General features: G+C 59.0%; 20 protein-coding genes and 2 pseudogenes. 21 read left to right on the forward strand and 1 reads right to left on the reverse strand.

Annotation, left to right across the window (positions count from 1 at the left end; genetic code table 11):
* Positions 1–117 precede the first annotated feature (117 nt).
* The 5 genes from G6L01_RS23390 (at position 118) to G6L01_RS23410 (ending at position 7,248) form a co-directional block, all read left to right on the forward strand.
* On the forward strand, positions 118–1,566 hold the full coding sequence (locus G6L01_RS23390) for an efflux transporter outer membrane subunit (RefSeq protein ID WP_071207464.1): 1,449 nt from the start codon (positions 118–120) through the stop codon (positions 1,564–1,566).
* Entirely contained in the window at positions 1,566–2,639 is a 1,074-nt protein-coding gene (locus tag G6L01_RS23395) for an efflux RND transporter periplasmic adaptor subunit (RefSeq protein WP_071205894.1), read from the forward strand. Before G6L01_RS23390 ends, G6L01_RS23395 begins: the two co-directional genes overlap by 1 nt.
* Entirely contained in the window at positions 2,636–5,722 is a 3,087-nt protein-coding gene (locus tag G6L01_RS23400) for an efflux RND transporter permease subunit (RefSeq protein ID WP_071205896.1), read from the forward strand. Before G6L01_RS23395 ends, G6L01_RS23400 begins: the two co-directional genes overlap by 4 nt.
* A 258-nt stretch (positions 5,723–5,980) precedes the next feature.
* The gene (locus G6L01_RS23405) at positions 5,981–6,439 is read left to right on the forward strand and encodes a hypothetical protein (RefSeq protein WP_234823945.1); all 459 of its coding nucleotides are present in this window, start codon (positions 5,981–5,983) and stop codon (positions 6,437–6,439) included.
* On the forward strand, positions 6,367–7,248 hold the full coding sequence (locus tag G6L01_RS23410) for a patatin-like phospholipase family protein (RefSeq protein WP_234823943.1): 882 nt from the start codon (positions 6,367–6,369) through the stop codon (positions 7,246–7,248). Before G6L01_RS23405 ends, G6L01_RS23410 begins: the two co-directional genes overlap by 73 nt.
* Before the next feature lie 33 nt (positions 7,249–7,281).
* On the opposite strand, the gene G6L01_RS23415 is transcribed toward G6L01_RS23410, so the two are convergent.
* Positions 7,282–7,809, reverse strand: coding sequence for a MarR family winged helix-turn-helix transcriptional regulator (locus G6L01_RS23415; RefSeq protein WP_060716695.1), 528 nt, complete (start codon positions 7,807–7,809; stop codon positions 7,282–7,284).
* Positions 7,810–7,966: 157 nt separating this feature from the next.
* Between G6L01_RS23415 and G6L01_RS23420 the strand changes: the two genes are divergently transcribed.
* The 16 genes and pseudogenes from G6L01_RS23420 (at position 7,967) to G6L01_RS23495 (ending at position 24,972) form a co-directional block, all read left to right on the forward strand.
* A complete protein-coding gene (locus tag G6L01_RS23420) occupies positions 7,967–8,512 on the forward strand; it encodes a flavin reductase family protein (protein ID WP_060716694.1) in 546 nt (181 codons plus the stop codon).
* Positions 8,513–8,559: 47 nt separating this feature from the next.
* Positions 8,560–9,852: an acyl-CoA dehydrogenase family protein gene (locus G6L01_RS23425; protein WP_060716693.1), complete on the forward strand. Its 1,293-nt coding sequence runs from the start codon at positions 8,560–8,562 to the stop codon at positions 9,850–9,852.
* 56 nt (positions 9,853–9,908) lie between these two features.
* The gene (locus tag G6L01_RS23430; protein ID WP_234823938.1) at positions 9,909–10,628 is read left to right on the forward strand and encodes an MFS transporter; all 720 of its coding nucleotides are present in this window, start codon (positions 9,909–9,911) and stop codon (positions 10,626–10,628) included.
* A gap of 77 nt (positions 10,629–10,705) precedes the next feature.
* A complete protein-coding gene (locus G6L01_RS23435; RefSeq protein WP_234934177.1) occupies positions 10,706–11,230 on the forward strand; it encodes an MFS transporter in 525 nt (174 codons plus the stop codon).
* Entirely contained in the window at positions 11,227–12,639 is a 1,413-nt protein-coding gene (locus G6L01_RS23440; protein ID WP_234823940.1) for a carbohydrate porin, read from the forward strand. Before G6L01_RS23435 ends, G6L01_RS23440 begins: the two co-directional genes overlap by 4 nt.
* A gap of 32 nt (positions 12,640–12,671) precedes the next feature.
* Positions 12,672–13,079, forward strand: coding sequence for a nuclear transport factor 2 family protein (locus tag G6L01_RS23445; protein WP_060716711.1), 408 nt, complete (start codon positions 12,672–12,674; stop codon positions 13,077–13,079).
* 37 nt (positions 13,080–13,116) lie between these two features.
* Positions 13,117–13,719: a glutathione transferase GstA gene (gene gstA, locus G6L01_RS23450; protein ID WP_060716691.1), complete on the forward strand. Its 603-nt coding sequence runs from the start codon at positions 13,117–13,119 to the stop codon at positions 13,717–13,719.
* Positions 13,720–13,911: 192 nt separating this feature from the next.
* Positions 13,912–14,811 (forward strand): VOC family protein, encoded by a 900-nt coding sequence (locus tag G6L01_RS23455; protein ID WP_060716690.1) that lies wholly within the window; start codon positions 13,912–13,914, stop codon positions 14,809–14,811.
* A gap of 58 nt (positions 14,812–14,869) precedes the next feature.
* Entirely contained in the window at positions 14,870–16,426 is a 1,557-nt protein-coding gene (gene mhpA, locus G6L01_RS23460; RefSeq protein ID WP_071207463.1) for a bifunctional 3-(3-hydroxy-phenyl)propionate/3-hydroxycinnamic acid hydroxylase MhpA, read from the forward strand.
* Complete coding sequence (locus G6L01_RS23465; protein WP_158544230.1) at positions 16,404–17,558, forward strand: MFS transporter; 1,155 nt, start codon at positions 16,404–16,406, stop codon at positions 17,556–17,558. The genes mhpA and G6L01_RS23465 overlap by 23 nt, the downstream gene beginning before the upstream one ends.
* 36 nt (positions 17,559–17,594) lie before the next feature.
* Positions 17,595–18,488 carry an acetoacetate decarboxylase family protein gene (locus G6L01_RS23470; RefSeq protein ID WP_060716687.1) on the forward strand — a complete coding sequence of 298 codons (894 nt, stop codon included), beginning with the start codon at positions 17,595–17,597 and terminating at the stop codon, positions 18,486–18,488.
* Between the two features lie 13 nt (positions 18,489–18,501).
* Positions 18,502–19,350, forward strand: coding sequence for a fumarylacetoacetate hydrolase family protein (locus tag G6L01_RS23475; protein WP_060716686.1), 849 nt, complete (start codon positions 18,502–18,504; stop codon positions 19,348–19,350).
* 11 nt (positions 19,351–19,361) lie between these two features.
* Positions 19,362–20,807 (forward strand): aldehyde dehydrogenase, encoded by a 1,446-nt coding sequence (locus G6L01_RS23480; protein WP_060716685.1) that lies wholly within the window; start codon positions 19,362–19,364, stop codon positions 20,805–20,807.
* Positions 20,808–20,992: 185 nt separating this feature from the next.
* A pseudogene (locus G6L01_RS23485) lies at positions 20,993–21,711 on the forward strand (CoA transferase subunit A).
* Position 21,712: 1 nt separating this feature from the next.
* Positions 21,713–22,392 (forward strand): annotated as a pseudogene (locus tag G6L01_RS23490) (3-oxoacid CoA-transferase subunit B).
* A 354-nt stretch (positions 22,393–22,746) separates the two neighbouring features.
* Entirely contained in the window at positions 22,747–24,972 is a 2,226-nt protein-coding gene (locus G6L01_RS23495; RefSeq protein ID WP_060716684.1) for a methyl-accepting chemotaxis protein, read from the forward strand.
* Positions 24,973–25,136 lie beyond the last annotated feature (164 nt).

Raw genomic sequence — 25,136 nt, forward strand, 5'->3', positions numbered from 1 at the left:
CATACAGGACAAACCCCTGTCGGACAGTGCATTTTACTTATCTTAACATCGGCTTGACAGCACTTGACGTTCGATCCGCTACGGACAGGGAAATTCCTCGCTAGTCCGGGCAGGTCAATGAAAATCGCATTCAGAAAAAGATCCAACCCGCCTTTGGCGGTCACGCTCTGCCTGCTCCTGTCCGGTTGCGCGACATTCGCGGAGCTTCAACCATCCGACGTCAAGGTAGCGAATGTCTGGCATGCCACCCTGCCGCATGGCGGCAATGCATCAAGCCTCTTGTCGTGGTGGTCGACCTTCAACGACCCGTCGCTGACAGCACTCATCGGCTACGCCCAGGAGGAGAATCCGAGCCTTGCCTCGGCCACCGCCGAGATCGACAAGGCGCGCGCAACGCTGGCTTCCGCGCGATCGAGTCTGTTTCCCGGACTGGACGGCTCGGCCTCGGTCACACGGTCCGGCACTGATGGTGACGCTGCCAACCGTATTACCGCCTCGACAGCGTCAAGCGGCGGCCTGGACGCTTCGTGGGAAATCGATCTGTTCGGTAAAACGCGGCAAACGAGCGAAGCAGCGCGTGTTCGGGTCGATAAGCAGATCGCCAACTGGCACGACGCACGGGTCTCTCTCGCCGCCGAGGTGGCCGACTACTATGTCCAGTACAAGGCCTGTCGGCAGCTCGAGAATGTCTACAGCGTCGAACTCGCCTCGCAACGGGAAACGATCCGTGCTACGGAAACGGCTGCGACATCGGGCTTCACCTCCACCGCCGATCTCGCTCTGGCGCGGGCGAGTGCCGCCTCATCCTCCTCGACACTGACGGCGCAAAAGGCCGAATGCGAGGTCCTGGTCAAGTCACTGGCGGAGGTCACCGGTGGTGACGAGGCAAGGGTCCGGCAATTGCTGGCCAAAGGCAAGGCTGGCATCCCGGCGCCGAAGACCTTCAAACCCGCGGCAGTGCCGGCAGAAGCGTTGCGGCAACGTCCGGACATCGGGGCACTCGAACTGGAACTGGCCGCGTCCATTGCCGATGTAGGCGCGGCAAAGGCAGATCTCTATCCAAGCCTGAGCCTTGGCGGTTCCGTGACGGTCAGCAGCTCGACATTGACCGGTGGATCCCTGCCCTGGTCCTTCGGCCCGGCGCTGACCATTCCCCTGCTGGACGGCGGATCACGACGCGCTGCCGTCAGGAGCGCAATCGCCGATTACGACACAGCGGTCGCCAACTACAAGTCCGGCGTGCTGAGCGCTGTTTCCGAGGTGGAAATCGCGCTCGTTCGGGTCGACAGCACTCGCAGGCGGATCGGCGACGCGAGCAGTGCAGCCCGCAATTACCGCAGTTACTTTACCTCCATCGACTCAAACTGGCGCGCAGGCGGTGCCAGCCTGCTGGATCGGGAGGAGGCCCGGCGGTCGGCGCAGTCTGCGGAAATCTCGCTCATCGAAATCCGGCGCGATGCGGTGCGCTACTGGATTGCCCTCTACAAGGCGCTGGGCGGAGGCTGGAACGCCGATGCCGTTACCCCGGCGCAGCGCCAAACGAAATCACAAGGAAATTCTCTCTGATGCGAATAGCCCCTTATTTTGTTGTCCTCCTCACGGGGGCAAGCCTCGCATTCTCTGGTCAATCTTCACGCGCGCAGCAAGAAGAAGCTGCGGCCCTCACCGTAGCCGTCGTGAAGCCGTCTGAGCGCCAGTGGGCGGAGACCGTGCCGGCGAGCGGCTGGCTGAAGCCATGGCACGAGGCGATCATCGCATCGGAAATCAGTGGGCTTCGCATCACCGATGTTCTTGTCGATGTCGGCTCGGTGGTCGCGAAGGGTCAGCCGCTTGTTCAGCTGGCGGACGAAACCGTGCTTGCGGATTTGCGCAAAGAGGAGGCGTCGGTTGAGACCGCCAAGGCAGACCTCGCCAAAGCGAAGGCCAATGCCGACCGCGCGCGGCAGGTGCGGGGAAGCGGCGCGCTTTCGGATGAGAAGGTCACGGAATACCTGATCGCCGAGCAGACAGCCGAAGCGAGCCTCAAGTCGGCCGAAGCCACGCTGGACAGCCAGAAGATCAAGGTCAGCCAGACCAAGATCGTCGCGATCGATGACGGGCTGATCACATCCCGCTCCGCCCAACTCGGCGCGGTGGTTTCCTCCGGTACGGAGCTGTTTCGCATGGTCCGGCAAAACCGTGTGGAGTGGCAGGCCGAGGTCTCCGCCCGGCACTATCCTCACATCAAGGAGGGCCTTGCTGCCGCGATTGCCGGTCCCGGCGGCAGGCGCATCGAGGGCAAGGTCAGGCTGGTCGGACCGACGGTCAGCACCGATACGGGTCGCGCGATCGTTTATGTCACGCTGCCACCGGAGGATCATCCTCCTGTCGGCATCTATGTCACCGGACAGATCGAGCTGCAGTCGACAAGCGCCCTCACGGTGCCCGAGACCGCGCTCGTGTTCCGCGACGGCATCAACTACGTCTTTACGGTCGATAAGGATCGGCGCGCCTCTCGCGTGCGCGTCGAGACCGGACGCCGCAATGGGGGCGAGGTGGAGATCCTGTCGGGAATCGATCGATCAACCTCAGTTGTAAAATCCGGTGGCGCATTCCTTTCGGACAAAGCGCTGGTGCGGGTTGAAGGAGATGCGCAATGAACTTCTCCGCCTGGTCGATCCGCAATCCCGTTCCCGCCATTCTGTTGTTTGCTCTCCTGACGGTGGGCGGCCTGCTCGCCTTCGAGCGGCTTGCGGTCCAGAACTTTCCGGACATGGACCTGCCGACGGTCAAGATTACAGCGACGCTTGAAGGCGCCGCGCCGTCGCAACTGGAGACCGAGGTCGCCCGCAAGATCGAGGACAATCTCGCCTCGCTCAGCCTTCTCGATCATATCACGACGACCATCACGGACGGATCGGTGTCGATCAGCGTCTCCTTCAAGCTGGAGAAGGACAGCGAGGAGGCTCTCAACGAAGTTCGCAACGCGGTGGACAGCACCACCGATCTTCCTGCAGCCATGGAGTCTCCGAGCGTGACGAAAGTCACGGTGCAGAGTTCTCCGCTGATCACCTATGCCGTGCGCTCGACGCGCTTCAACGAAACGGAGCTGTCCTGGTTCGTCGATAACGACATGACCAAGGCGCTTCTTTCTGTATCCGGGGTCGGCGAGGTCGGCCGCATAGGCGGCATCGACCGCGAAGTGCATGTCGATCTCAACCCGCAGATCATGGGATCGCTGGGGATTACGGCCGCGACGGTCTCTTCCCGACTGAAGTCCGTTCAGGCCGACAGCTCGGGCGGTCGTGGCGAAGTTGGCGGCAGCAGGCAATCGATCCGCACGCTGGGGGCCGTCGCCTCGGTGGAGGATCTTAAGGCGCTCGCGATCCCGCTTCCGAGCGGGGAACTGGTGCGCCTCGACGAAGTCGGCACGGTAACGGACAGTTTCTCCGACCGCTCCTCGCTCGCCTATCTTGACGGTCAGCCGGTGATCGGCGTTCAGGTCAAGCGCTCGAACGGCTTTTCGGACACGGGCGTCGCAGCCGACATCCAGGCCGCGATGAAGATGTTCGCGGCCGCCAATCCCGATGTGGAGATCGTCCAGGCCTACAGCACAGTCGGGCCGATCATAGAGAATTACGACGGCTCCATGCACATGCTCTATGAGGGCGCGATTCTCGCTGTTGTGGTCGTCTGGCTGTTCCTGCGTGACTGGCGGGCGACCTTCCTGTCCGCCGTGGCTTTGCCCCTGTCGGTCATCCCGACCTTTCTGGCGATGTACTTCGCTGATTTCAGCCTGAATACCGTGACGCTGCTCGCGCTCTCCCTGGTGGTCGGCATCCTTGTCGACGACGCCATCGTCGAGGTCGAAAACATCGCCCGTCATCTCAACATGGGAAAATCGCCGATGGACGCGGCGCTGGAGGCCGCCGACGAGATCGGCCTTGCTGTCATCGCCACGACCTTCACCCTCGTCGCCGTGTTCCTGCCGACCGCGTTCATGAGTGGCATTCCCGGCCTCATCTTCCGGCAGTTCGGGATCACCGCGGCCGTCGCGGTGCTGGCCTCGTTGCTGGTCGCACGTCTGCTGACGCCAATGATGGCCGCCTACATGATGAAAGCGCATCCGACGGAAGAGAAGGATGGCCGTATCATGCGCGCCTACCTGGCCGTTGTAAAAGCCTGCCTCGGCCACCGGAAGCTGACGATTTTCGGCGTCTGCGTTTTCCTCGGCCTCTCAGTTTCGGCCATCCCTCTTCTCAAATCAGGATTCCTGCCGGCGTCGGACGACGCACAGACGAAAGTCACGCTCACACTGCAGCCGGGAAGCACTATAGAGCAGACAGACGCCGTGACGCGCCAGGCCGCGGGCATCATCGCGAAGCTGTCGGACGTGACCCGTGTGTTCTCCTCGGTCGGCACCGCCTCCTCGGGAGGCGGCCTGGAGTCCTCAACAACAAATGACGTCACTTCAGCAACACTCGTCGTTGATCTGACACCGATCGGAGATCGTGATCGCAAGCAGTCAGAGATCGAAAACGCCATCCGGCAGGCGCTTGCCGTGCTGCCGGGCGTGAGGGTCGAAGTCGGTTCGGGAGGCAACGGAACCACGCTCGAGATCACGCTTGCCAGTGACGACTCCAATGTGCTCGATCAAGCCGGCAGCGCGCTTGAGGAGCAGTTGCGCACTCTCAAGGGCATTGGCGCCGTTACCTCCAGTGCCTCACTCCAGGCCCCGGAGATCCAGATCGTCCCCGATTTTACGCGCGCCGCAGCACTTGGCGTGACGTCGGAGTCGATTTCCGAGGCGGTGCGCGTCGCGACCAATGGCGACTACTCTTCTTCGATGGCAAAGCTCAATCTGCCGCAACGCCAGGTATCGATCCGCGTGCGGCTCGATCCCGGGAACCGCACGACCCTGGACGACATCGCCAATCTCCGCGTCAGCGGGACCAACGGCAGCGTCGATCTCGGTTCCATCGCCGAAATTGGCATCGGCGGCAGCCCGTCGGAAATCAACCGCATCGACCGCTCCCGCAACATCACCCTTTCCGTCGAGCTGAACGGCCGGATTCTTGGCGACGTTAACCGAGAAGCCCAGGAACTACTCGCACTGAAGAACCTTCCGCAGGGCGTCCACCTTGTCGAACAGGGAGAACTGCAGCGCAGCTCTGAATTGTTTGAAAGCTTCGGCATTGCCATGGCCATTGGCGTGTTCTGCATTTACGCCGTGCTGGTTCTTCTCTTCCACGATTTCCTGCAACCACTCACAATCCTCATGGCGTTGCCGCTGTCGCTCGGCGGAGCACTTCTGCCGCTCATTGTCACCGGTACAAGCTTCTCGATGCCAGCGGTGATTGGACTGCTCATGCTGATGGGCGTCGTAACGAAGAATTCCATCTTGCTTGTTGAGTATGCCATCATGTCGAGACGCGGTGGCATGTCGCGATTTGATGCTCTGGTGGATGCGTGCCACAAGCGAGCGCGGCCGATCATCATGACCACGATCGCCATGGGATGCGGCATGCTGCCCGTGGCACTGAGCCTCACCGGCGGCGATGGAAGTTTCAGGCAGCCTATGGCAATCGTCGTGATCGGCGGGCTACTAACCTCGACGTTCCTCAGCCTCCTCGTTATCCCGGTCATCTTCACCTTCATCGATGACTTTCTCGAGCTGCTCAAGCGGCCGTTTCGTGGGAGGCAGGCGAAAGAGACGCAGCCAATGCCGGCGGAGGCTGGCTGACGCCTCCGCGGTGGGAGCATGAAATGTGCGAGGACACGTCAACATGGACGATCATCGGATGCGAAGCCGGTTGGCGCAACATCTTGCAGCCCATCTGATGGCGCTGGTGCGGCTCATACTCGCACAGGCGATTCAGACGATCGCAGTTCTCCTGCTTCGGAGCCTGAGCGCCACTGTGCTCAATGGGAGCATTCTCGCCGGAAGTTCATGGGAGCGGATCATTGAGTGGGGTAGCAGGTTTCTCAGTAAGGATGCCGAATGGATCGACGTTTCGCCTTCGCGTGGTTTGCATTTAAGCGTTCGACGCCAGCAGCTTTGGCTGAACCGGCGCGCGTTGATAGCTCACTTTCACGCTCAGGTACGCGAAGGATGCGCAAGCCAGGGAACAGTGTGCTTTCATTCATCCTTGTCGTTGTGCTCTGCATCCCTGTGTACGGCTGCGTGACGACAACCCGGGCAGTCTATTCGGCCAGCGAAGCGGCAGTTGCCGAAGTCGATGGCTTCGACAACATCCGTGCTTATGCCGATGCCCCGGATAGCAGCATTAGAGACCAGACACAGTGGTTGCCCCGCACGACCGGCAGGAACCTCAACGTTCTCTGCGTCTCGGGGGGAGGTTCGGGAGGGGCATTTACGGTTGGCTCCTGTCCGCCTGGAGCGATCAACATACACGGCCAGTATTCGATGTTGTCACAGGTGTCAGCACAGGTGCGCTGATAGCACCTTACGCATTTCTCGGCTCCGCATACGACAAGTCGCTCGCCGGCCTTTACACCGGTGGTCAGGCGAGAGAGCTCGTGGACATGAGGTGGATGGGAACCGGTCTTTTTGGAACAAGCCTTCTCAAGGGGGAGCGCTTGCGGCAGATGGTTTCCAACTACATAACAAATGATATCCTGCAAAAGGTTGCAGCTGAGCACCGCCGCGGAAGACGGCTGTTCGTTCTGACGACCAATCTCGATTCCCAGCGGGGCGTGCTCTGGAACATGGGCGCTATTGCAAACAGCGGCCGGCCCGATGCGCTGGCGCTTTTTCGGGATGTCCTGATCGCCTCCGCCAGCATACCGGGCGTCTTTCCAGCGGTGACAATCAAGGCGAAATCCGGGGCCAGGCAGATCGAGGAGCTGCATTCCGATGGCGGCTCATCCATGCAATTCTTTGGATTGCCTGACGCGGTGCTCGCCTCGCCAGGCAAACCACCACCTCTCAACAATCGCCATCCCGAAATGTACGTGATCGTGAACAACGCCCTCATGCCGGAGTTCGCCGAGACGAAGAATTCGACGATCTCGGTGGCCGGACGGTCCTACGCAACGATGGTTAAATCTCAGACCAAACAGGCTTTGCTTGCCCTCTATAACCATAGTCAAAGAACCGGCAGTCGATTGAGGATCGCATGGATCGACAAACAGATTCCCTATTCGATGCTCGATCCCTTCAATACCGACTATATGCGAGCTGTCTATGCGGACGGATACAATCAGACCAAGGTCGGTATGATATGGAAGAACGCGCCAGTCTTTTGAGCCAGGCGTTGCAGCAAGCGGCGGGGGTCTGTTTCAGGAAGGCAGAAGAGAAATCAACTTCGCCAACGCCGCAACCAAATCGCGCCGTTCGGAGAATTCAAGAGCACGAATGCCCTGGAGCAGATGAGACGACTTCGCAACTTCTTCCCTCGTCCTGTTCAAAAGTTCCCGACCTGCCTCCGTAATTTCAACGTAGATCGTTCGCTTATCTGAAGGATGCGGTACCCGTTTAAGGCACTTTCGCTGCTCCAGTTTGGTTAGCCGCCCCGTGATGGCGCCAGTCGTCACCATGCAGAGTTCCGCAAGATCGCTCGGTCGAACAGGGCGGTCCTCCGGACGCTGAGCGAGATGGGTCAGAACATCGATATCACCCACTCCAAGACCAAAAGGCGTGAGAATTGCCTGGAGAGATTCCTGATCCAGCTGATAAAGGTGCCGTATCCTCATAGCAATCGCAATCGGAGAGCTGTCTTCGCCGGGGAAATCAATTTCCCACTGTCGAACAAGTTCCTCGAACACCTTTTGGGTTTGAGATACAACGCGATCGCTACTATCTAACATGTCTAAATCCGATTCATGCGGCCTAGCCTTTACTTACCAAAGCCGGGCATGATGCGCAAAGGGTCCACGCGTAGCCGCGTCCATCACTAATCGCATATGACGCTTGACAGACGATATCTTAGATCTAAGATACCTCTAAACGATATGGGAGGTATCGATGAAAATAAATGCTGCTGCTGCGCCGCCGCTTCCTTATTCGCCACAGGTACAAGCTTACCCCAGCCGGAACGAGTTGAAGGACGTCTTTGGTCGTCTCCCGTCCGGAGTGGTAATCGTCACAAGTATCGCCGAAGATCAACTCACGGGCGCGACTGTCAGCTCCTTCAGTTCGCTATCATTTGACCCACCTTTGGTCGTCTTCGGCCTCGCACAAAAGTCAAAGACGCTCCAGGCGATTTTGCACTCGAGGAAGTTTGCTGCTCACATCGTTTCCGAGCCCAACCGCGAGCTCGCCCTCCGGTTTTCATCGGACGGGCATGACAAATTCGAAGGGTTGGTCTGCACGCTATCTCGCTACGGAGTTCCGGTCCTTCCCGGGTTCGATGCGTCCATCGAGTGCTCCTTGGACGGTACGCATATCATCGGAGATCACCAACTCCTGATCGGCGGGGTTCTTGCCACCTCGACCAATGATGAAGTCAGCGCGCCGGTGGCGTGGTTTCGCAGAGACTTTCATTCATGTGTACCCTTTGCCGCCCCGTGAACACAGGGCACCATCAGCACCAAAAAACAAGGAATTATAGCGTGGACATGAACTTGAAGCTGTTTAAGGAGTCGGCCACGAACGTGCTTGAATCGCCTTACTCCAGTGAGATCGGACGCGGCGTTCGGGAAAAAGCCGCTAAACTCGTTCCCCTGTTGCGCAAGAATGCGTTGGAGGGCGAAAAGCTCGGCGCCTTGAGCCGCGAAAGCCTTCAAGCGCTTAACGATATCGGCGCGTTTCGGCTTACGCTTCCGACCGATTTCGGAGGTTATGCGCTCGGAGCGCGTGACGTGGTCGAGATTGTCAGCGAAATCGGTCGCGGCGACGGTGCCGCGGGGTGGATGGTGTTCGTCGCGGGGGGCTTGCGCAATATCATCTCCTTTCCGGACGACGCGGTCCGGGAAATCTTCGACGGGGGACAGAATTGGGTCGGACCGCTTGCCGCCGGAGCCTCAATCTTCGCGACCAAGGTTGGTTCTGCTCGCCGCGTCGAAGGGGGCTGGATGCTCAGTGGATCGTGGCACTTCGGCAGCGGCTGCAAGCATGCAAAATGGATCGCCGTTGGCGTCGATTACGAGCGTGCCCCGGGAGAGATGAGCCGTGCAATGGCCATCCTTCAAGCTGACCAGGTAGAGATCGTCGACAATTGGCACGTGATGGGATTGAAGGCGACATCATCGAACAGTCTCACAGTAAAGGAAGAGCAATTCGTTCCCGATCGACGCTTCATGGACATGCGTGATTTCCCGATAAGGATGGACGAAACGCGCCGGCGTTACAGCGGCCTCGCCAGCAAATTCGATGCGCGTGGCCTGATGCTTCTCACCAACCTTACTCACATGGCGATTGTCCTTGGGATGGCTCGAGGCGCATTCGAATGCTACGTCGAGATGGCCAAGAAGCAGCAACCCTTCAATCTGCCTTATGCAAAAGTTGCTGAAATGGCCTCGACGCAGGTCTGCGCGGCGAAGGCCTATGCCATGATCAAGATGGCGGAGGCGGTTGCCGATCGCAGCGCCGACATTCTCGATCGCCATGCACTCGAAGGCATCGAGATCACTCGCGACCAGGAACAGGCAATGATGATGGAGTCCGTCTACGCGACAAACTCCCTCGATGCCGTCCTCAGCATGCTTCAACTCAGTATCGGGTCGGCGACCGCGAGCGAAAACAATCCAGTGCAGCGCTTTGCCCGCGATGTACGCGTCGCTCTGCTGCATGGTGCGGTTCGTCTCGACCCGACGGCAGAAATTTTCGGGAGGCACCTTATGGGAATTGAACCATTCCCGATGTTCGCGGGTGGTCTTCCAGACCGGTCGCCACCCGCATCGGCCGCATGAATCAGGGGCTTGTGCGGTAGGAGGCCGCGCAAGAAGCAACTCGGGAGGAGAGAGTTTTGGAACAGGGAGTAAGAGCGCACGCGGTCGGCAGGCCAGTGGCGGTGCGTGGATTTGAATACAGCGCGGAGGCTTGGAGGGTTCTCGGGGCGCTTTGGCTGGTAGTGCTCCTGGTTGTGGCGGTGCCTAGCGCCGGCATCTCCGTAATCAACGCTCAGATGATAGAAGATCTCAATCTCGATCGTTCAGTCTTCGGTTTGGGCTTCGGCGTGTTCGTCTTGATGATGGGCCTCCAGGGTCCTGTCGTGGCGATACTGATGAGGAAATTCGGATATCAGCGCACAGTCACGTTTGGCTGTTTCGTTCTGCTTGTCGGATCTGTTTCCATGGCGTCCGTCGTGAACACCGGCTGGCAGTATGTCATCGCCTTCGGGTTAGTCGTCGGGACCGGTGTATGCGTCGCTGGCATGTTGCCTGCGCAAGCGGCTATTGCGCGGTGGTTTCACGTCCGCCGCGCCTTGGCAGTCTCGGTCGTGCTTTCGGCCATCGAGTTTGGTGGGTTCCTGTCGCCACCGGCCCTTGACCGCTTGCTGGCGGTTTCGGGCAACAACTGGCGCCTCGGCTGGTGGGTGATCGCAGGCCTCGCCTCCGTCGCCTTGCTTACCGTCCGGTTCGCCCTGAACGAACGCGATATTGAGCGGCTCGTAGTTGAAAACCCTACGATTTCTCAAGCGGAGGGGAGACTGCTGTTTTCAAGAGCCAGATCTACTGGACTCTGAAGGAGGCGGTAAAAAGCAGATCCTATTGGCTCATCCTCGCTTATATGAGCGTTGCTGGAGTGGCGTGGGTATTTCTGATGGCGCACGGGGTCGTCCACCTGCAGGACGTTGGCTACACGTCAGCGGACGCGGCTATGGCCATGGCGATCACGATCGTCGCCTCCTTCGTCGGCAATATGACGGCAGGATTTTTGGGTGATCGCATATCGCCGGCAATCATTGCCGCAGCCAGTATGGTGCTCGTCACCCTTGGCTTCTATCTGCTGAGACAACCGCAGGGCTTTGCGGGGATACTGCTTTACGCCGTGCCTGCGAGGATCGGTTACGGTGCTTCGCAAGTCTGCATTATGGCGCTTTTGGGAAACTACTTCGGGCGAGAAGCCTTCCCGTCGATGTTCGGTTCGATGATGCCGGTATCCACGTTCTGCGCAGCATCGGGAGCGGCCGGCGCCGGAGCGATTTTCGACCAGACCGGATCTTACGCGCTGATGTTCAACATCATTATCGGCCTCTGCATCATTGGCGCACTCGCCGTGCTGCTCGCCTCGCCGCCCAGACTGAACAGAATTGAAGAATATCCTGCCGGGGGAGCAGGCCGATGAAAGCATCAACTTACATATGGGAGGGGAAAATGCGCGTCCGACTTGGCTATGCCGCCTCGATTGTTCTTGTGACTGCAGCTACTGCTTGTGCAGATGATAACGGCCTTGCCATCGCGGTGCCGCCAGTTAATCCGGTCGGCAGCGTCCAGGAACCCGTATTCGTTGGACCATTGTCGGAAACCGGCAAATGGCTTCACGACAACGGAGTCGATATTCAACTTGATTATGTGAACATCTATCAGAATGCACCGTCCTTTGGATTCGAAGGAGGCTCCTCCGCAAATTACGGAATGTTCGTCTTCGGAGCCACGGGCAACCTGACGCCTGACCTGAGGATCAAATGGGTCGAGACAATCAACTACCCATCGTACAACACTGACAATTATCTCTTCGATCTGTCGAACGCATTTTTTCCGGTGCCTGTTGTGGATTCACGGACTGATCTGACGCGCCTGACGATCGAAGCCGATTTCCTTGATGACAGGCTTCAGATCGAGGCGGGCAGAATGGGACTCGGAAAAGACTTCATGACGCGGGGCTTTTGCGGGGGGCTCGGATGTCTGAACTCGACGCTGGCGACAACTCTCAATATGCCGGGGGAATCGCTTTCAGTTTGGGGTGCGCGCGCAGGCTATCATTTCACGCCCAATACCGCGATCGGTTTCGGGGTCGTTGAGGACAATCCAGACAACTGGCAGGAGGGAAATGGCTGGGACTGGGGCAAGGGTGATGCCGAGGGCGTAATTGCGATCGCGAACCTCACGCACCAGGAGTCGTTTTTCGATAATCCGAATCCGTTGAAATTTGAGGTTGGCGCCTACTATCGCTCCACGCGTTATGAGGATGCTCTCTACAATTCCGGTTGGGGTAACCCGACCTTTGGGCCGGCACCCACGATCGTCGAGCACGAAGGCACGACCGGCGTTTACGGGCAGGTCCGCAAAGTCGTCTGGAGCGCGCCAGGTGCTGGGCCCGTTCCAGAGAACATCGCGCTCTATGGCGGATTGTTTCACACCTTCGGCGACGGTCAGGCCTATCCGTGGGAGGCCTATGCGGGGATCGAATATTCGGGCTTCTGGGCGGAAAATCCCGTCGCCACGATTGGCGCTTCGGTGCATTACATCGGGCTCAGCGAGAAGCGTGCGCAATACGAGAGAAACGCGCGACTATTCTTTTCCGGCATCGACGAGAAGCAGCCGCGGGATACGTTCATGTTCGACGTCCATGGAAGCGTTGGACTTTTCGAGCGCGGTGTTCTCGATCTCGGCGCCGCCTATATCGTCAACCCCAACACGTCTGTGCTCGCAGATTATTCCTCCGGCCGGCAGAAGGACGGCTTTGTCTTCTATGCCACCCTTGCCTTCGACATCAGCGGCGGCCTCGGACTCTCCCCGTTGCGCCGGCCGTGAGGACGTCGTTGCGGACCACAAAGGACAATGTCATGGAACATGAAAACAAAGAACAGCTGGAACGCAACAAGCATCTGGTTCGGGAATTCTATCGTCGGGTCTTCGATGGTCAGAACCCTGATGCCGCGAAGGACTTCGTGACTGAGGACTACCGCCAGCACTGCGACCATATACCCAGCGGTCTGTCTGGGCTCGAAGGTTTCGTGAGGACGATTTTCCCGAATGGGCCGGTGCCAGAACCCGCCGAGATGCTTATTCCTCCGGCATTCATCGTCGCCGAAGGAGACATGGTTGTTGTCGCTGCCTGTTTACCTCAACCTGAACCGGACGGCAGCGGCAAAACCTACGATTATTTCATTTTCGATGCCTTCCGCGTTCGTGGCGATAGGCTTTCCGAGCACTGGAGCAGTGTGAACAAGATCGCACCCCCCAAGCATTGATACCATGCACAACAGCCTCGATTGGGAGTAGCAACATATGAAGCTTTACCAAGTCCCCGGAACCTGCTCGACCGCATCACGGATCGTTCTGGAGGAGGTAGCCATTCCGGTCGATCTCGTGGACGTCGATCTGCAGACCAAGAACCTGCGGGACGGAACGAGCTATCTCGACGTCAATCCCATAGGACAGGTTCCGGCGCTCCTTCTCGACAGCGGCGAGGTCCTTACCGAAGGCGCGGTGATCATGCAGTATGTCGCCGACCAGGCACCGGCTTCCGGGCTTTTGCCGCCACCGGGCGATTTCAACCGCTATCGTGTGCTCGAATGGACGAACTACATCGCAACCGAGTTGCACAAGACCTTCTCGCCGCTCAATCGGCCCAACACGCCGGTGGAATATCGCGACTTGACCAAAACGACCTTCCTGCCCCGGGTTTTCGGTGTCATCGACACTCGTCTCGCCAGTAGCCCTTATCTGGCCGGGGAAGCGTTCACGATCGCCGACGCCTACGCGTTTGTGGTGCTGGGCTGGGCGAAGAGAGCCGAACTCGATCTCTCGGCCTGGCCGGCAATCGTCGCTTATTTGAAGCGCATCGGCGAGCGTCCCTCCGTCAGAAAGGTACTGAACGCGGCGACCTGAGGCCCGACAAAATTCCGGGCGGCGAGCCGCGTGGCTCGCGACCCGCCTACATGCAGACCGAACCTGCGTGTCCGAACATCTCCGGCAAGGTTGTGGTCTCCGCATAGCAGGGTGGGGGAGGGGTGTCTTGCGGACTCGAACGCGAAGAAGCACCACGGGAAAAAATTCATTCATTCAAGAGAAGGAACCGGAATGACATACCTAATTCGACAGATGGGACATGTGGTCATCTCTTCGCCCGATCCGGTCGGCGCTGCCAAGGACCTTTGTGACGTCGTCGGTCTTCGCATCACCGAGCAGGAAGATGACACGGTTTATCTCTCAAGCAACGACCGCCACCACGAAGTGACCTACGTCAAGGGGGACGGCAAGGCGGTGGCCTGCGGGCTGGAGGCCGCCAGCGCCGACGCGGTCGACGAAGTCAAGCGGAGAGCCCTGTCCGATGGCCTCACCGTGCTCGACGACACACCGCTCGGCAAGCACTACGATAAGGCCGTTCGCCTGATCGCGCCGGGAGGCAGTATCTTCGAGGTGCATACGCCGATCACTCGCAATCAGCCACGTCGTTATAACTATTCGACGCCCGGTGCACGGCCCCGCCGCATCGAACATATCAACTCATTTGCGCCGGATACCCAGGCCTTCGGCGAGTTTTGCGAGAAGGTGCTTGGCATGAAGCTGTCGGACCAGACCGGAGAAGATGGCCTGCGTTGGTACCGAGCCGAGGACGGATTTCACCACACCATCGCCATGGGGCCGGGGGAGAGCGGCCTTCACCATTACGCCTTCGATCTCCACTCGCTCGAGGATCTGGCGGCAATCGCCGACAATCTCACCCTTAAGGACAGGGCGCTGGTCTGGGGCCCGGGGCGGCACGGCGCCGGCGGCAACATCTTCACCTACTACGCCGACCCGCATGGCTGCCTGGTCGAAAATTCGATTGAGCTGGACCGTATCGATAATGACGCAACCTACGAGCCACGCACCTGGGACATTTCCGAAGGTCTGGCCGGTCGCTGGCTCAATCTGTGGGGCACACCTCCCACACCGGAGTTCCTACGTCCGGGCATCGCCTTCGACCCGGATTTCTGAGCGTCCGGCTTTCAGAAGCGGTCGCCGGTTGTTCATGCGCGGTTGAGGGAGGAAAGTCATGACAGAATACGATGTCATCATTATCGGCTATGGACCGACAGGCAAGGTACTTGCCCGGCAGCTTGTCGACGTCGGGCACACTGTGGCGGTCGTGGAGCGCTGGCCGCAGACCTATCCGTTGCCGCGTGCGATCGGCTACGACCACGAGATAAAGCGCATTTTCCACGCTCTTGGCATAGCCAGCGAAGTCGCCGCCATCTCCCGGGAGATGGGTCATTACGTCTGGTACAATGAAGACTGGAAAGCGCTGATCGATATCGACGAGACCCGGGAATCGATCTCCGGCGGCCCGACCGGATATACGTTCAACCAGCCCGACCTTGAACAGATCCTTCATGAGGATCTTCTGCACCGCGACGGGATCTCCTATCACCTCGGCATGGAGGCCGTCGCAGCACACGACGCAGAAGATCATATTGTGGTCGAGCTGGCCCGCTTCGACGCGCAGACCCTGACCATCGATCATTCAGAAACACTAACGCTGACCGGCAGCTATCTGGTTGGCTGCGACGGAGCCAACAGCTTCGTACGCAAGATGATGGATGTATCCGTCATCGACCATGGGTTCGACGAATCCTGGCTCGTCGTCGACGTTAGGCCACACGATCTGGATAAGCTTTCGATTCCCAATGCGGCCCAGTGGTGCAACCCGGCACGCCCCACCACGATCGTGCCAAGCGGGGTGCGCAACAGACGCTGGGAATTCATGCTTCGCTCCGACGAATCGCCCACGCAGATGTGCGAAGCCGACAAGGTTTGGGAACTTTTATCCCCGTGGCTTTCACAAGAAGACGGCGAGCTCATCCGCAGCGCGAGCTATCGATTCCGCTCGCTGGTTGCGGGTGGCTGGCGGAAGGGCCGGATGCTGATTGCCGGTGATGCCGCCCATCTCATGCCACCCTTCATGGGCCAAGGCATGTGCGCCGGGCTGCGCGACGTCTGGAATCTCGGTTGGAAGCTCAATCGGGTCCTCGACGGTTCCGCGCCAGAAAACCTGCTCGACACCTACGAAGCCGAGCGTTCTCCCCACGTGGACGCCGTCATCAGAATCTCGATGGCGATGGGACAGGTGATTTGCGTCCCCAATCCCGAAGCAGCTCGCCGCAGGGATGAGGCCTTTTTTGCCGGAAACCTGCCGCCACCGCCGGCTTTCCCGCCGTTGTCCGGTGGCATCATAGCGCGAGACGGTGATGGTAAGCCCATCGGCGGTGCCGGTGAACTTCTCCCGCATGATGATCTGGCGCGCGGCGGGATTCGGGTTCGTCTCGATGATCTGGTCGGCCGGGATTTGGTACTGGTCACACGCATTGCGGTCGATGACGGGCGACTGGAAAGACTTGGCATCCGCCAAGTCTTTCTCGGCGAAGCCGGCTGGCGGGATGTCAACGGGCGCCTCGCACGTTGGCTCGACAGCCGTGGTGCTGTCGCCTACCTCGCGCGACCTGATTTTTACGCTTTCGGCACTGCTGCCAATACCGATGAGGTCGACACCTTGCTTGAGACCTTTGAATGCATGGTGGGGGGAAGAGAGCATGTTCTCAATGAAATCGCATAGCGCCACCATCGCGCTGATATTTGGTCATATCGCCGGGATGATCGATCTTGCGGGCTTGCCGGTCTGGGTCGGGACGCTCTCGGCCGGCTTCGGGTTCGGGAACACGCATGCCGGCGGACTGGTTACCGCATTCCTGCTCGGCGTCGTGCTGGCAAGCCTCTGGGTAGCGCGCATGTTCCACAAACTCCCCGGCCATTTGCTGGCGCCGGGTGGCTACGGCGCAAGTGCAGTCTGCTTCGTTTTGATGTCGCAGCTTCCGCCGGAGTTTGGAACCTTCCTCGCCCTGCATACACTCGCCGGTATGGCCACGGGAGCGGCGCTTTCGTCAACGCATGGAACAATGGGACGGACGGCAAATCCTTTGCGGATCTTTGCGCTCTGCTCGGCCGGATTCGGCGTCTTCGCGCTCGTATTCCTCGGGACCGCGCCAGCGGTGATCGCCCAAAGCGGGCCTCCAACCTTTTTTATGATCCTTGCCGCGATCATGGGAACGGCGGCGCTTGTGACGTCGATGTTCTTCCCCAAGCAGCAGGCGGGGACGGACGTCCAGCACTATACGGCCGCTCGCATCCCTGCCACCGCTTGGCTTGTAACCATTGGAGTGATGCTGATGAACTTCGTCCAGGCCCTGACCTTTTCCTATGTGGAAAGGATCGGCATGGCGAGGGGCTACGGCGAGGGAGAGGTTCAGACAGTCCTCCTGTCGATCGGGATCGTCAATATGTTCCCGGGATTGATCGCCGCTGCTCTCCAGAAGCGGTTACCGCCGCTTGTAGTTGGCATTGCCGGCGCCGCCGTTCAGGCTCTTCTTTCCGTTCTCATCACCGGGTCGAACGATTTCCTGCTGTATGCGGTGCCATCGCTCTTCTTCGCTGCGGTTATGATCTTCACCCACACCTTTCTGTTTGGCTTCCTCGCCAAGGTCGATCCCTCCGCTCGGGCTGCGGCCGCGACGCCTGCGATGACGATGGCGGGCTCTGCGATCGCGCCTCTCCTCGGTGGCGTCCTGTCGGATGTGATCGGCTACCATGCCATTGGCCTAACGGCCGCCGTGGTCGCCTGCGTGACCGTGGCGCTGTTCGCCCGGGCCCATCTGTCCACGCGCGTGATCCAGCAGGCCGGGACAACGTGACATTTACTGACTAGACGCTTTCAAGGAGATCAAAACATGGGCTTCACACCAAACCCCGATCATCGCTACCGAATGCCTGCGGTTTTCGGGCCGGCGGTAGGTCCCCGCCAAAGGCCAGGCGGCGGCATGTGGTCACCGGAAGAAACCGGCACGATGAATGCGGAGTGGATGGCGATCACATATCGCACCGACCCCGAGAAGCTGGCGGCTCTTCTTCCACCCGGCATGAGCTTGCGGGGCGAACCACTGCTCAGCGTTTCCTGCGCCTGGTTCAAAAACCTCTACTGGCTCGCCGGCCGAGGTTACGGCATTCTGTCGCTTGATTTTCCGGTTGCTTATCAGGGCAAAACCGAGACCCTTGATGGCTCTTTCTGCCCGGTGATCTGGGAGGGCCAACCTGAGGCGATCCTGACCGGCCGCGACGAGATGGGCTTCCCGAAACTCTTTTGCGACATGCCCGAAATTGCCTGGGATCGCAAAAAGGGTACGGCTTCTTGCGAGACGTCCTGGTTCGGCTTCAAGTTCTTCGATATCGCGCTCACGGATATGGTCGAAGATGATGCACCACCGAGCCTGCCCGGTTCGGGCGGTGGCGCGGCCATGTACTATAAATATGTGCCCCGCACGAACCCGCGGAAGGGGGGTGGCGCCGACGTCGCCTATGTCACCACACCGGCGCCGCGGCCAGGCGAAGGCCGTCCCGACGCCATCAGTTTCGAGGGCTACGACTTCAAGCGGTGGAGGGCCAACGGCAGCTTCAATTGGCACCGCGCCACGTTCGAGCAGCTCCCGACGACCTTTCACATCGTCAACACCATTGCAGACCTCCCATGTCTCGAAATCGTCAGAACCGAGATGGTCGCCTTTTCGGGCCCTGGCATCGGTGTATCCGTAAACAGCATCCGGCCGGTCGAACCGGCGACTGAGTAAACAGGAAAAAGATATGAAACTTGCCAGATTTGCGGTCGAAGGAAAAATCAGGCTCGGGAGGGTCGAAGGCGACTATGTCTTCGATCTCACGAATGTCGCGCCAGACCTGAATGGCTCCATGAAGCTCTTGATCGAAAGGTTGCACGAACTGCGATCTGCCATTCAGTCCGTGAATGCGCCCTGTTTCCAGCTATCCGAAGTACGTTTGCTTGCGCCGATCGATGATCCCCGCAAGTTTCTGGCCATCGGGATGAACTACAAGGCTCATGCGGAGGAGGCTGCCGCCGCGGGGATTCCGACACCGAAGTCGCAACTCTGGTTCAACAAGCAGGTCACCTGCATCAATGGACCCTTCGACGACGTCGTGATCCCGAACGTCTCCGGAAAAGTCGACTACGAGGCAGAACTGGGTTTCGTCATCGGAAGACGGTGCCGGCATGTCAGCCGCGAGGACGCCCGATCCGTTATTGCTGGCTATTTCGTCGCAAACGACGTCACGGCACGTGACTGGCAGTTCCGCTCGCCCACCTATACACTCGGCAAGAGCTTTGACACGCATGGTCCGATCGGTCCATGGATCACCACCGACGATGAGATCGCTGATCCTCACGGTTTGACCCTTACCCTCTCCCTCAATGGTGAAGAGCGCCAGCGGACGTCGACCGGCGACATGATCTACAACATCTGGGATCAAATCGCCTACCTCTCAACCGTTATGACCCTCGAACCGGGCGATATCATCGCAACCGGAACGCCGTCGAACGTAGGAATTGCGACAGAAACGTTCATGAAGCCGGGGGACGTCGTGCGGGTGGAGGTCAGCGGCCTCGGTGCAATCGAAAACCACTTTGTCGCCGAATGAGGAGAAACGACATGAACGTAGATCTTTTGATTTCCGGAAGCAGCGTGCTCGCGTCACAAAACAAGACGTTCCAGCGGTTTAACCCCTATAATAACGAGGTCGCTTCAGTTGTAGCCGCCGGCTCACCGGAAGACGCGATCGCCGCGGTGCGCGCTGCACACCGGGCCTTTCCCGCTTGGTCTGCAAAAGGTCCGCATGAGCGACGAAAGCTCCTTCTCAAGGCGGCGGACCTTATGGAGCAGCGCTCCGGTGATTTCATCGCGGCTACGACTGAGGAAACAGGTGCGACTGGACCTTGGGGCTCCTTCAACGTTGGAGTTGCTGCGAAGATGCTGCGAGAGGCGGCATCAATGACGACCCAGGTTACCGGGGAAATCATCCCCAGCGAGAAGCCCGGCAGCATGGCAATGGCTGTCCGCCAGGCCGTTGGTGTGTGTGTTGGCATCGCTCCCTGGAATGCCCCGGTCATTCTCGGTACGCGCGCAATCGCCACGCCTTTGGCCTGCGGCAATACGGTGGTGCTCAAGGCATCCGAGATGTGCCCCCGAACCCATCGGATGATTGGCGAGGTGCTGAATGACGCAGGAATTCCTGCAGGTGTTGTGAATGTCATAACGAATGCTCCCGAGGATGCCGCCCGCGTCGTCGAAGCGCTTGTTCGGGCGCCGGAGGTGAAGAGGGTGAATTTCACCGGTTCGACGCGCGTCGGCCGGATCATCGCAAAGCTGTGCGCGGAGGAGCTCAAGCCTTGCTTGCTGGAACTTGGTGGCAAAGCACCATTCATTGTCCTCGACGATGCTGATGTCGAGAGCGCGGTCAACGGTGCGGCATTCGGGGCTTTCATGAACATGGGCCAGATATGCATGTCGACGGAGCGCATCATCGTCGTCGAAAGCATAGCTGACCAGTTTACGAAGGCGCTTGCTGAGAAGGCCGGTAAACTGCCTGCGGGTGACCCCAGCGGCCCGAATGTTCTCGGGGCATTGGTGAGTCTCGAGGCTGCGTTGAAGATGGACGCAATCATTGCGGACGCCTTGGACAAGGGCGCTCAGATCGTTGCCGGCGGCAGACGGAATGGCGCCGTGGTCGAAGCAACAGTCCTCGATCATGTCACCCCGGCGATGCGGATATATAGCGAGGAGTCCTTTGGACCCGTCAAACCGATCATCCGTGTGAAGGATGCGGAGGAAGCTGTCGCAATCGCAAACGACACTGAATATGGTCTTGCCGCTTCGCTTTATACGAACGATGTCACGGCCGGCTTGAGACTCGCGGCGCGGATAAAATCCGGCATTTGCCATATCAACGGACCGACAGTTGCCGATGAGCCGCAGATGCCTTTCGGGGGCGTCAAGGAATCAGGCTGGGGACGGTTCGGTGGCAAAGCCGCGATCTCGGAGTTCACCGACCTTCGGTGGATCACCATCGAAGATCCGAAGCAAGGCTATCCATTCTGATTGAACCAGACTGCATTCCACCTGTTTGCTCGGGCCGGCGCCTGGCCCGCATCGCGCAGGCTGTCGGACTATTTGCCGGCCGACCGGGACGGCTTGGCGGCCGAGACCTCGCTGAGCCGGACCCAAGCCACCCGCTATTGACGTTGTTTCGGTCGCAAAGGTGCCGCCGAGAACCGGAGAGGGAGATGAAAAAAGTCGTTGCAAATCCACAGGAAGCTCTGACCGAGATATTGTTCGATGGAATGACAATTATGGCCTGCGGCTTCGGTGTCTGCGGTATTCCCACCGTCCTTATCGAGGCAATCCGTCAATCGGGCGTGAAGGACCTCACAGTTATCTCGAACAATGCCGGCATCGACAATTTCGGACTGGGCATCCTGCTGGAAAGCCGTCAAATCCGAAAGATGATCTCCTCCTATGTCGGGGAGAACAAGCTGTTTGCCGCACAGTTCCTGTCTGGCGCACTCGAACTGGAATTTAACCCGCACGGAACATTAGCCGAACGGATTCGAGCAGGCGGTGCCGGAATTCCTGGGTTCTACACGAAGACAGGCGTTCGGACGGTCGTTGCTGAGGGCAAGGAAACGCGAATGTTCGGCGACGGCGAGTATATTTTTTGGGGACCAGCCTGACCGCGGACCTCGCTATCTTCCATGCGTTTAAAGGGGACACTGAGGGTAACCTCGTCTATCGAAAAACCGTGAGAAATTTCAATCCGGTGATGGCGATCGCGGCTAAAATGACCATTGCCCAGGTTGAGCACCTTGTGCCCGCGGGGATCATTGATCCTGACGGCGTCCATACATCCGGCATCTACGTACGGAGGATACTGCAGGTGCCGAATCCTGAAAAGCGGATCGAGCAACGGACGGTTCGGCCCAAACCACACCAGGCGCTTGCCTGAGATAGCGTGGTCCAGCGAACAGATGGCTGCGCGAGCCGCGCGTGAGCTAAAAAGGCGGCTTCTACGTGAATTTGATAATCTGTATACCCACTCGTGGCAAACTTCATACCCCAAGGCATGCAGGTGACGCTCCAGAGCGAGAACCGAATGCTTGGGATGGGGCCATTTCCCATCGACGGAGAAGAAGATGCCGATTTGATCAATGCCGGCAAGCAAACCATCACAGAGGCGCCGAACACCAGTTACTTTTCGTCAGCGGAGAGCTTTGCAATGATCCGGGGCGGTTATATCGACCCGTCCATTCTTGGCGCGATGCAAGTTTCCGAACAGGGCGATCTGGCCGATTGGATGATTCCGGGAAAGATGGTGAAAGGCATGGGTGGCGCCATGGATCTCGTTGCCGGCGTTGAGCGCGTGATCGTATCAATGGAACACCAGGCTGGTGGCGAGCCCAAGCTACTCGGTGAGTGCACGCTACCACTCACAGGGCGTCGGGTTGCCGATCTGGTTATCACTGATCTCGGCGTGTTCGAAATCGATCGAAAGGGTAAAACGGGGATGTGCCTGATCGAATTGGCACAAGATGTGTCCTTGGCCGAAATCCGATCGAAGACGCCCGCGTCGTTCGGCGTCCGCCTTACTCCAGAAAGTCCGTTTAGTCTGTTCGGTCGGAACTCGTGAAAAGCTCTACTCGGCACTACCGCAACACGCACCCAGGTCATGTTTTGGCCAAAGAGTTGAACGGTGCCGACTGTGAACGAGCCGACCGGCACGGAGATCCTTCGCTGCCTCGTCCGCGACAAATACAGGTCGCAAGTCGGAGGAGCGATCACGACAACTCACTTAAGCGCGACACGAGCCTCGTCACCGGCCTCAGACTTGGCTAGGGCCGATTGACGTTCATGACCGAGCGCTCCGCGTCTTGAGGTAGAGCCATGCGGACATTCGTCGCTGTGCGCATGGCTTCGGCCGGCTGTGTTAGCACAGTTTTATCTTTTCGATGCGAAGCTGTACCACGGACGAATGGGGGTATTCATGCTGTCGATCAGGAACGTTCTCACAACGGTGTTTTTGCTGTTCAGCCTGGCGCTGTGTATTCTTTGCGGCGGCGCGCTGAACGCTTCCTATTCCAGTTTCCGCACCTACAGCACCGTATCTGCCTACACGGCCGTCAACCGCGCCGTTTTCGATGTCCTTCTTGGTTACCGGCTGGAGCGTGGCCACAGCGTGACGGTTCTCGAAGCGACAATCGAGCAGGGACGCGCTCGGCTTCAGGATGTCCCTGTCGACCGGGCGATGGTCGATCAAGGCATGGCGGATCTTAGAAAGGTCGAAGCGGGCATACAATCCGCCGAACTGGCCGGTTCCTTGAAGAGGATCAATGATTTCTATAAGGAGAACGAGACGCTCCGCAAACGGGCCGACGCACAGTTTTCCACCGAACTCGCCCTGCGGGATCAGGCTGTAGGCAAGGCCTATACGAGCTTCGGCCAAGAATTCCTGAAGGAACTTGAAGCTGCCTCTGCCATCACGGAGAGTAATATCCGCTCGCTCGACAACATGCTTGTCGATCTGTTGCAGATCCGCGCCGGCGCATGGGCCACCCGCGCAGCCGTCGGTGCGGCTTCCATCGTTCTGAACAAGGCGGCTACCACTCAACAGCCTCTCGCTTCAGACGATCTTGTAACGTTGATGACGCAGAATGGCCGGTCCTTCGCGAATTGGGATCAAGTTCGCAATCTTGTCGATCATCCCACAACCGACCGATCGCTGAAGGACAGCTTCAACACGGCGGACAACACCTACTTCAAGGGCCCTCTATGGGACCTTCGCAACTCGATGCATGCGGATCTCTTCAACGGCCGCGGTGCAAAAGTCGCCCTGAAGGACTGGCTGCCTGCGAGCAGCAAGGGTCAGGCCAGCGTGGCGGACGTCGCCCTGGTTGCGATGAAACTCCTCGATGAGAAGGCCCAGGGTCTGGCTCAATCCGCTCTCATGGGTGTCGCACTATACTTGGCCATCCTTCTGGGCGCGATCGGCATGACGATCGTGGGAATGTTCATCGTCATCCGGCGCGTGGCCATCCCTATCACGCGCCTGACCGAATGCATGAATAGCCTTGCGCAGGGAAATCGCGACGTGATCGTTCCCGGCGGAAAAAGGACCGACGAGATCGGCGGCATGGCGCGATCGGTCGAGGTGTTCCGGCGAGCCGCCATCAGAAACTCGGAACTGGAAGCGGAAGCCATCGAGAACAACCGCAAAGCGGAGGCCGAACGTCTGGCAATCGAGGAACGCGCCGCGGCCGAAGCGGAAATCCGCCTCAACAAGGCCACCGGTGCGCTGGCCGCGGGGCTCAGAAAATTAGCCTCGGGCGATATGCTGTGCGAAATCAACGAGGAATTTGCGCCCCAGTTCGAAGCGCTGAGACAGGATTTCAACTCGTCCGTTGCTCAACTGAGGGAGGTGTTGCTGGCTGTTGCCGATTCGTCCGGCAACGTCCATGGAGGTTCCGGCGAAATCTCTAACGCATCAAGCGATCTTGCGAAGCGAACGGAAAGCCAGGCGGCTTCGCTGGAGGAAACGGCGGCCGCGCTGGAAGAGATTACAGTGAACGTCCAGACGACGTCCGTTCGCACTGCCGAGGCTCGCGATCTTGTCCAGGGCGCGCGGAAAAAGGCCGATCATTCGGGCGAAGTGGTTGGAAACGCCGTCGATGCCATGGGGCGGATCGAGCAGTCTTCGAGGCAGATCATCCAAATCATCAGCGTCATCGACGAGATCGCCTTTCAGACCAATCTCCTTGCCTTGAATGCCGGGGTAGAAGCTGCCCGGGCCGGGGAGGCGGGAAAGGGCTTCGCCGTCGTTGCGCAGGAGGTTCGTGAACTCGCTCAGCGTTCGGCGCGTGCAGCCAAGGAAATTAAGACGCTCATCACGAATTCCGAAATAGCCGTTTCGGAAGGCGTGAAACTTGTCGGCGACACGGGCAGAGGGCTTGCCGATATCGTTGATCTCATCCAAGCGATAAACCAGCATATGGACGCCATAAGCACTGCCGCGAGGGAACAGGCCTCAGGATTGAAGGAGGTCAACTCCGCCGTGAATCACATGGATCAGGCAACGCAGCAGAACGCAGCCATGGTCGAAGAGATGAACGCCGCAAGCCTCGGCCTTGCGCAAGAATCAGAGAAACTCACGCAGTTGCTTTCAACATTCCGCACCTCCGGGGGCTCTGCCGAAAGAACACGTCGGGCGGCGTAAGTTCTCGGCTACGATTGCGGGACCCCATACCGAGAACGCGAGCGTGATTTTGGTTCCGAAGCGCCGGGCCTTGTGGTTCCCGCTCCAAACCTATTGGACCGGTAGGAGTTCTGTGGGCCCTTAAATCGGGTAATCTCTTTTGATGGCCGAGCTCGCAAATCTAA

Origin of the sequence: Agrobacterium vitis (assembly GCF_013337045.2) — a bacterium.
GTDB classification, from domain to species: domain Bacteria; phylum Pseudomonadota; class Alphaproteobacteria; order Rhizobiales; family Rhizobiaceae; genus Allorhizobium; species Allorhizobium vitis_B.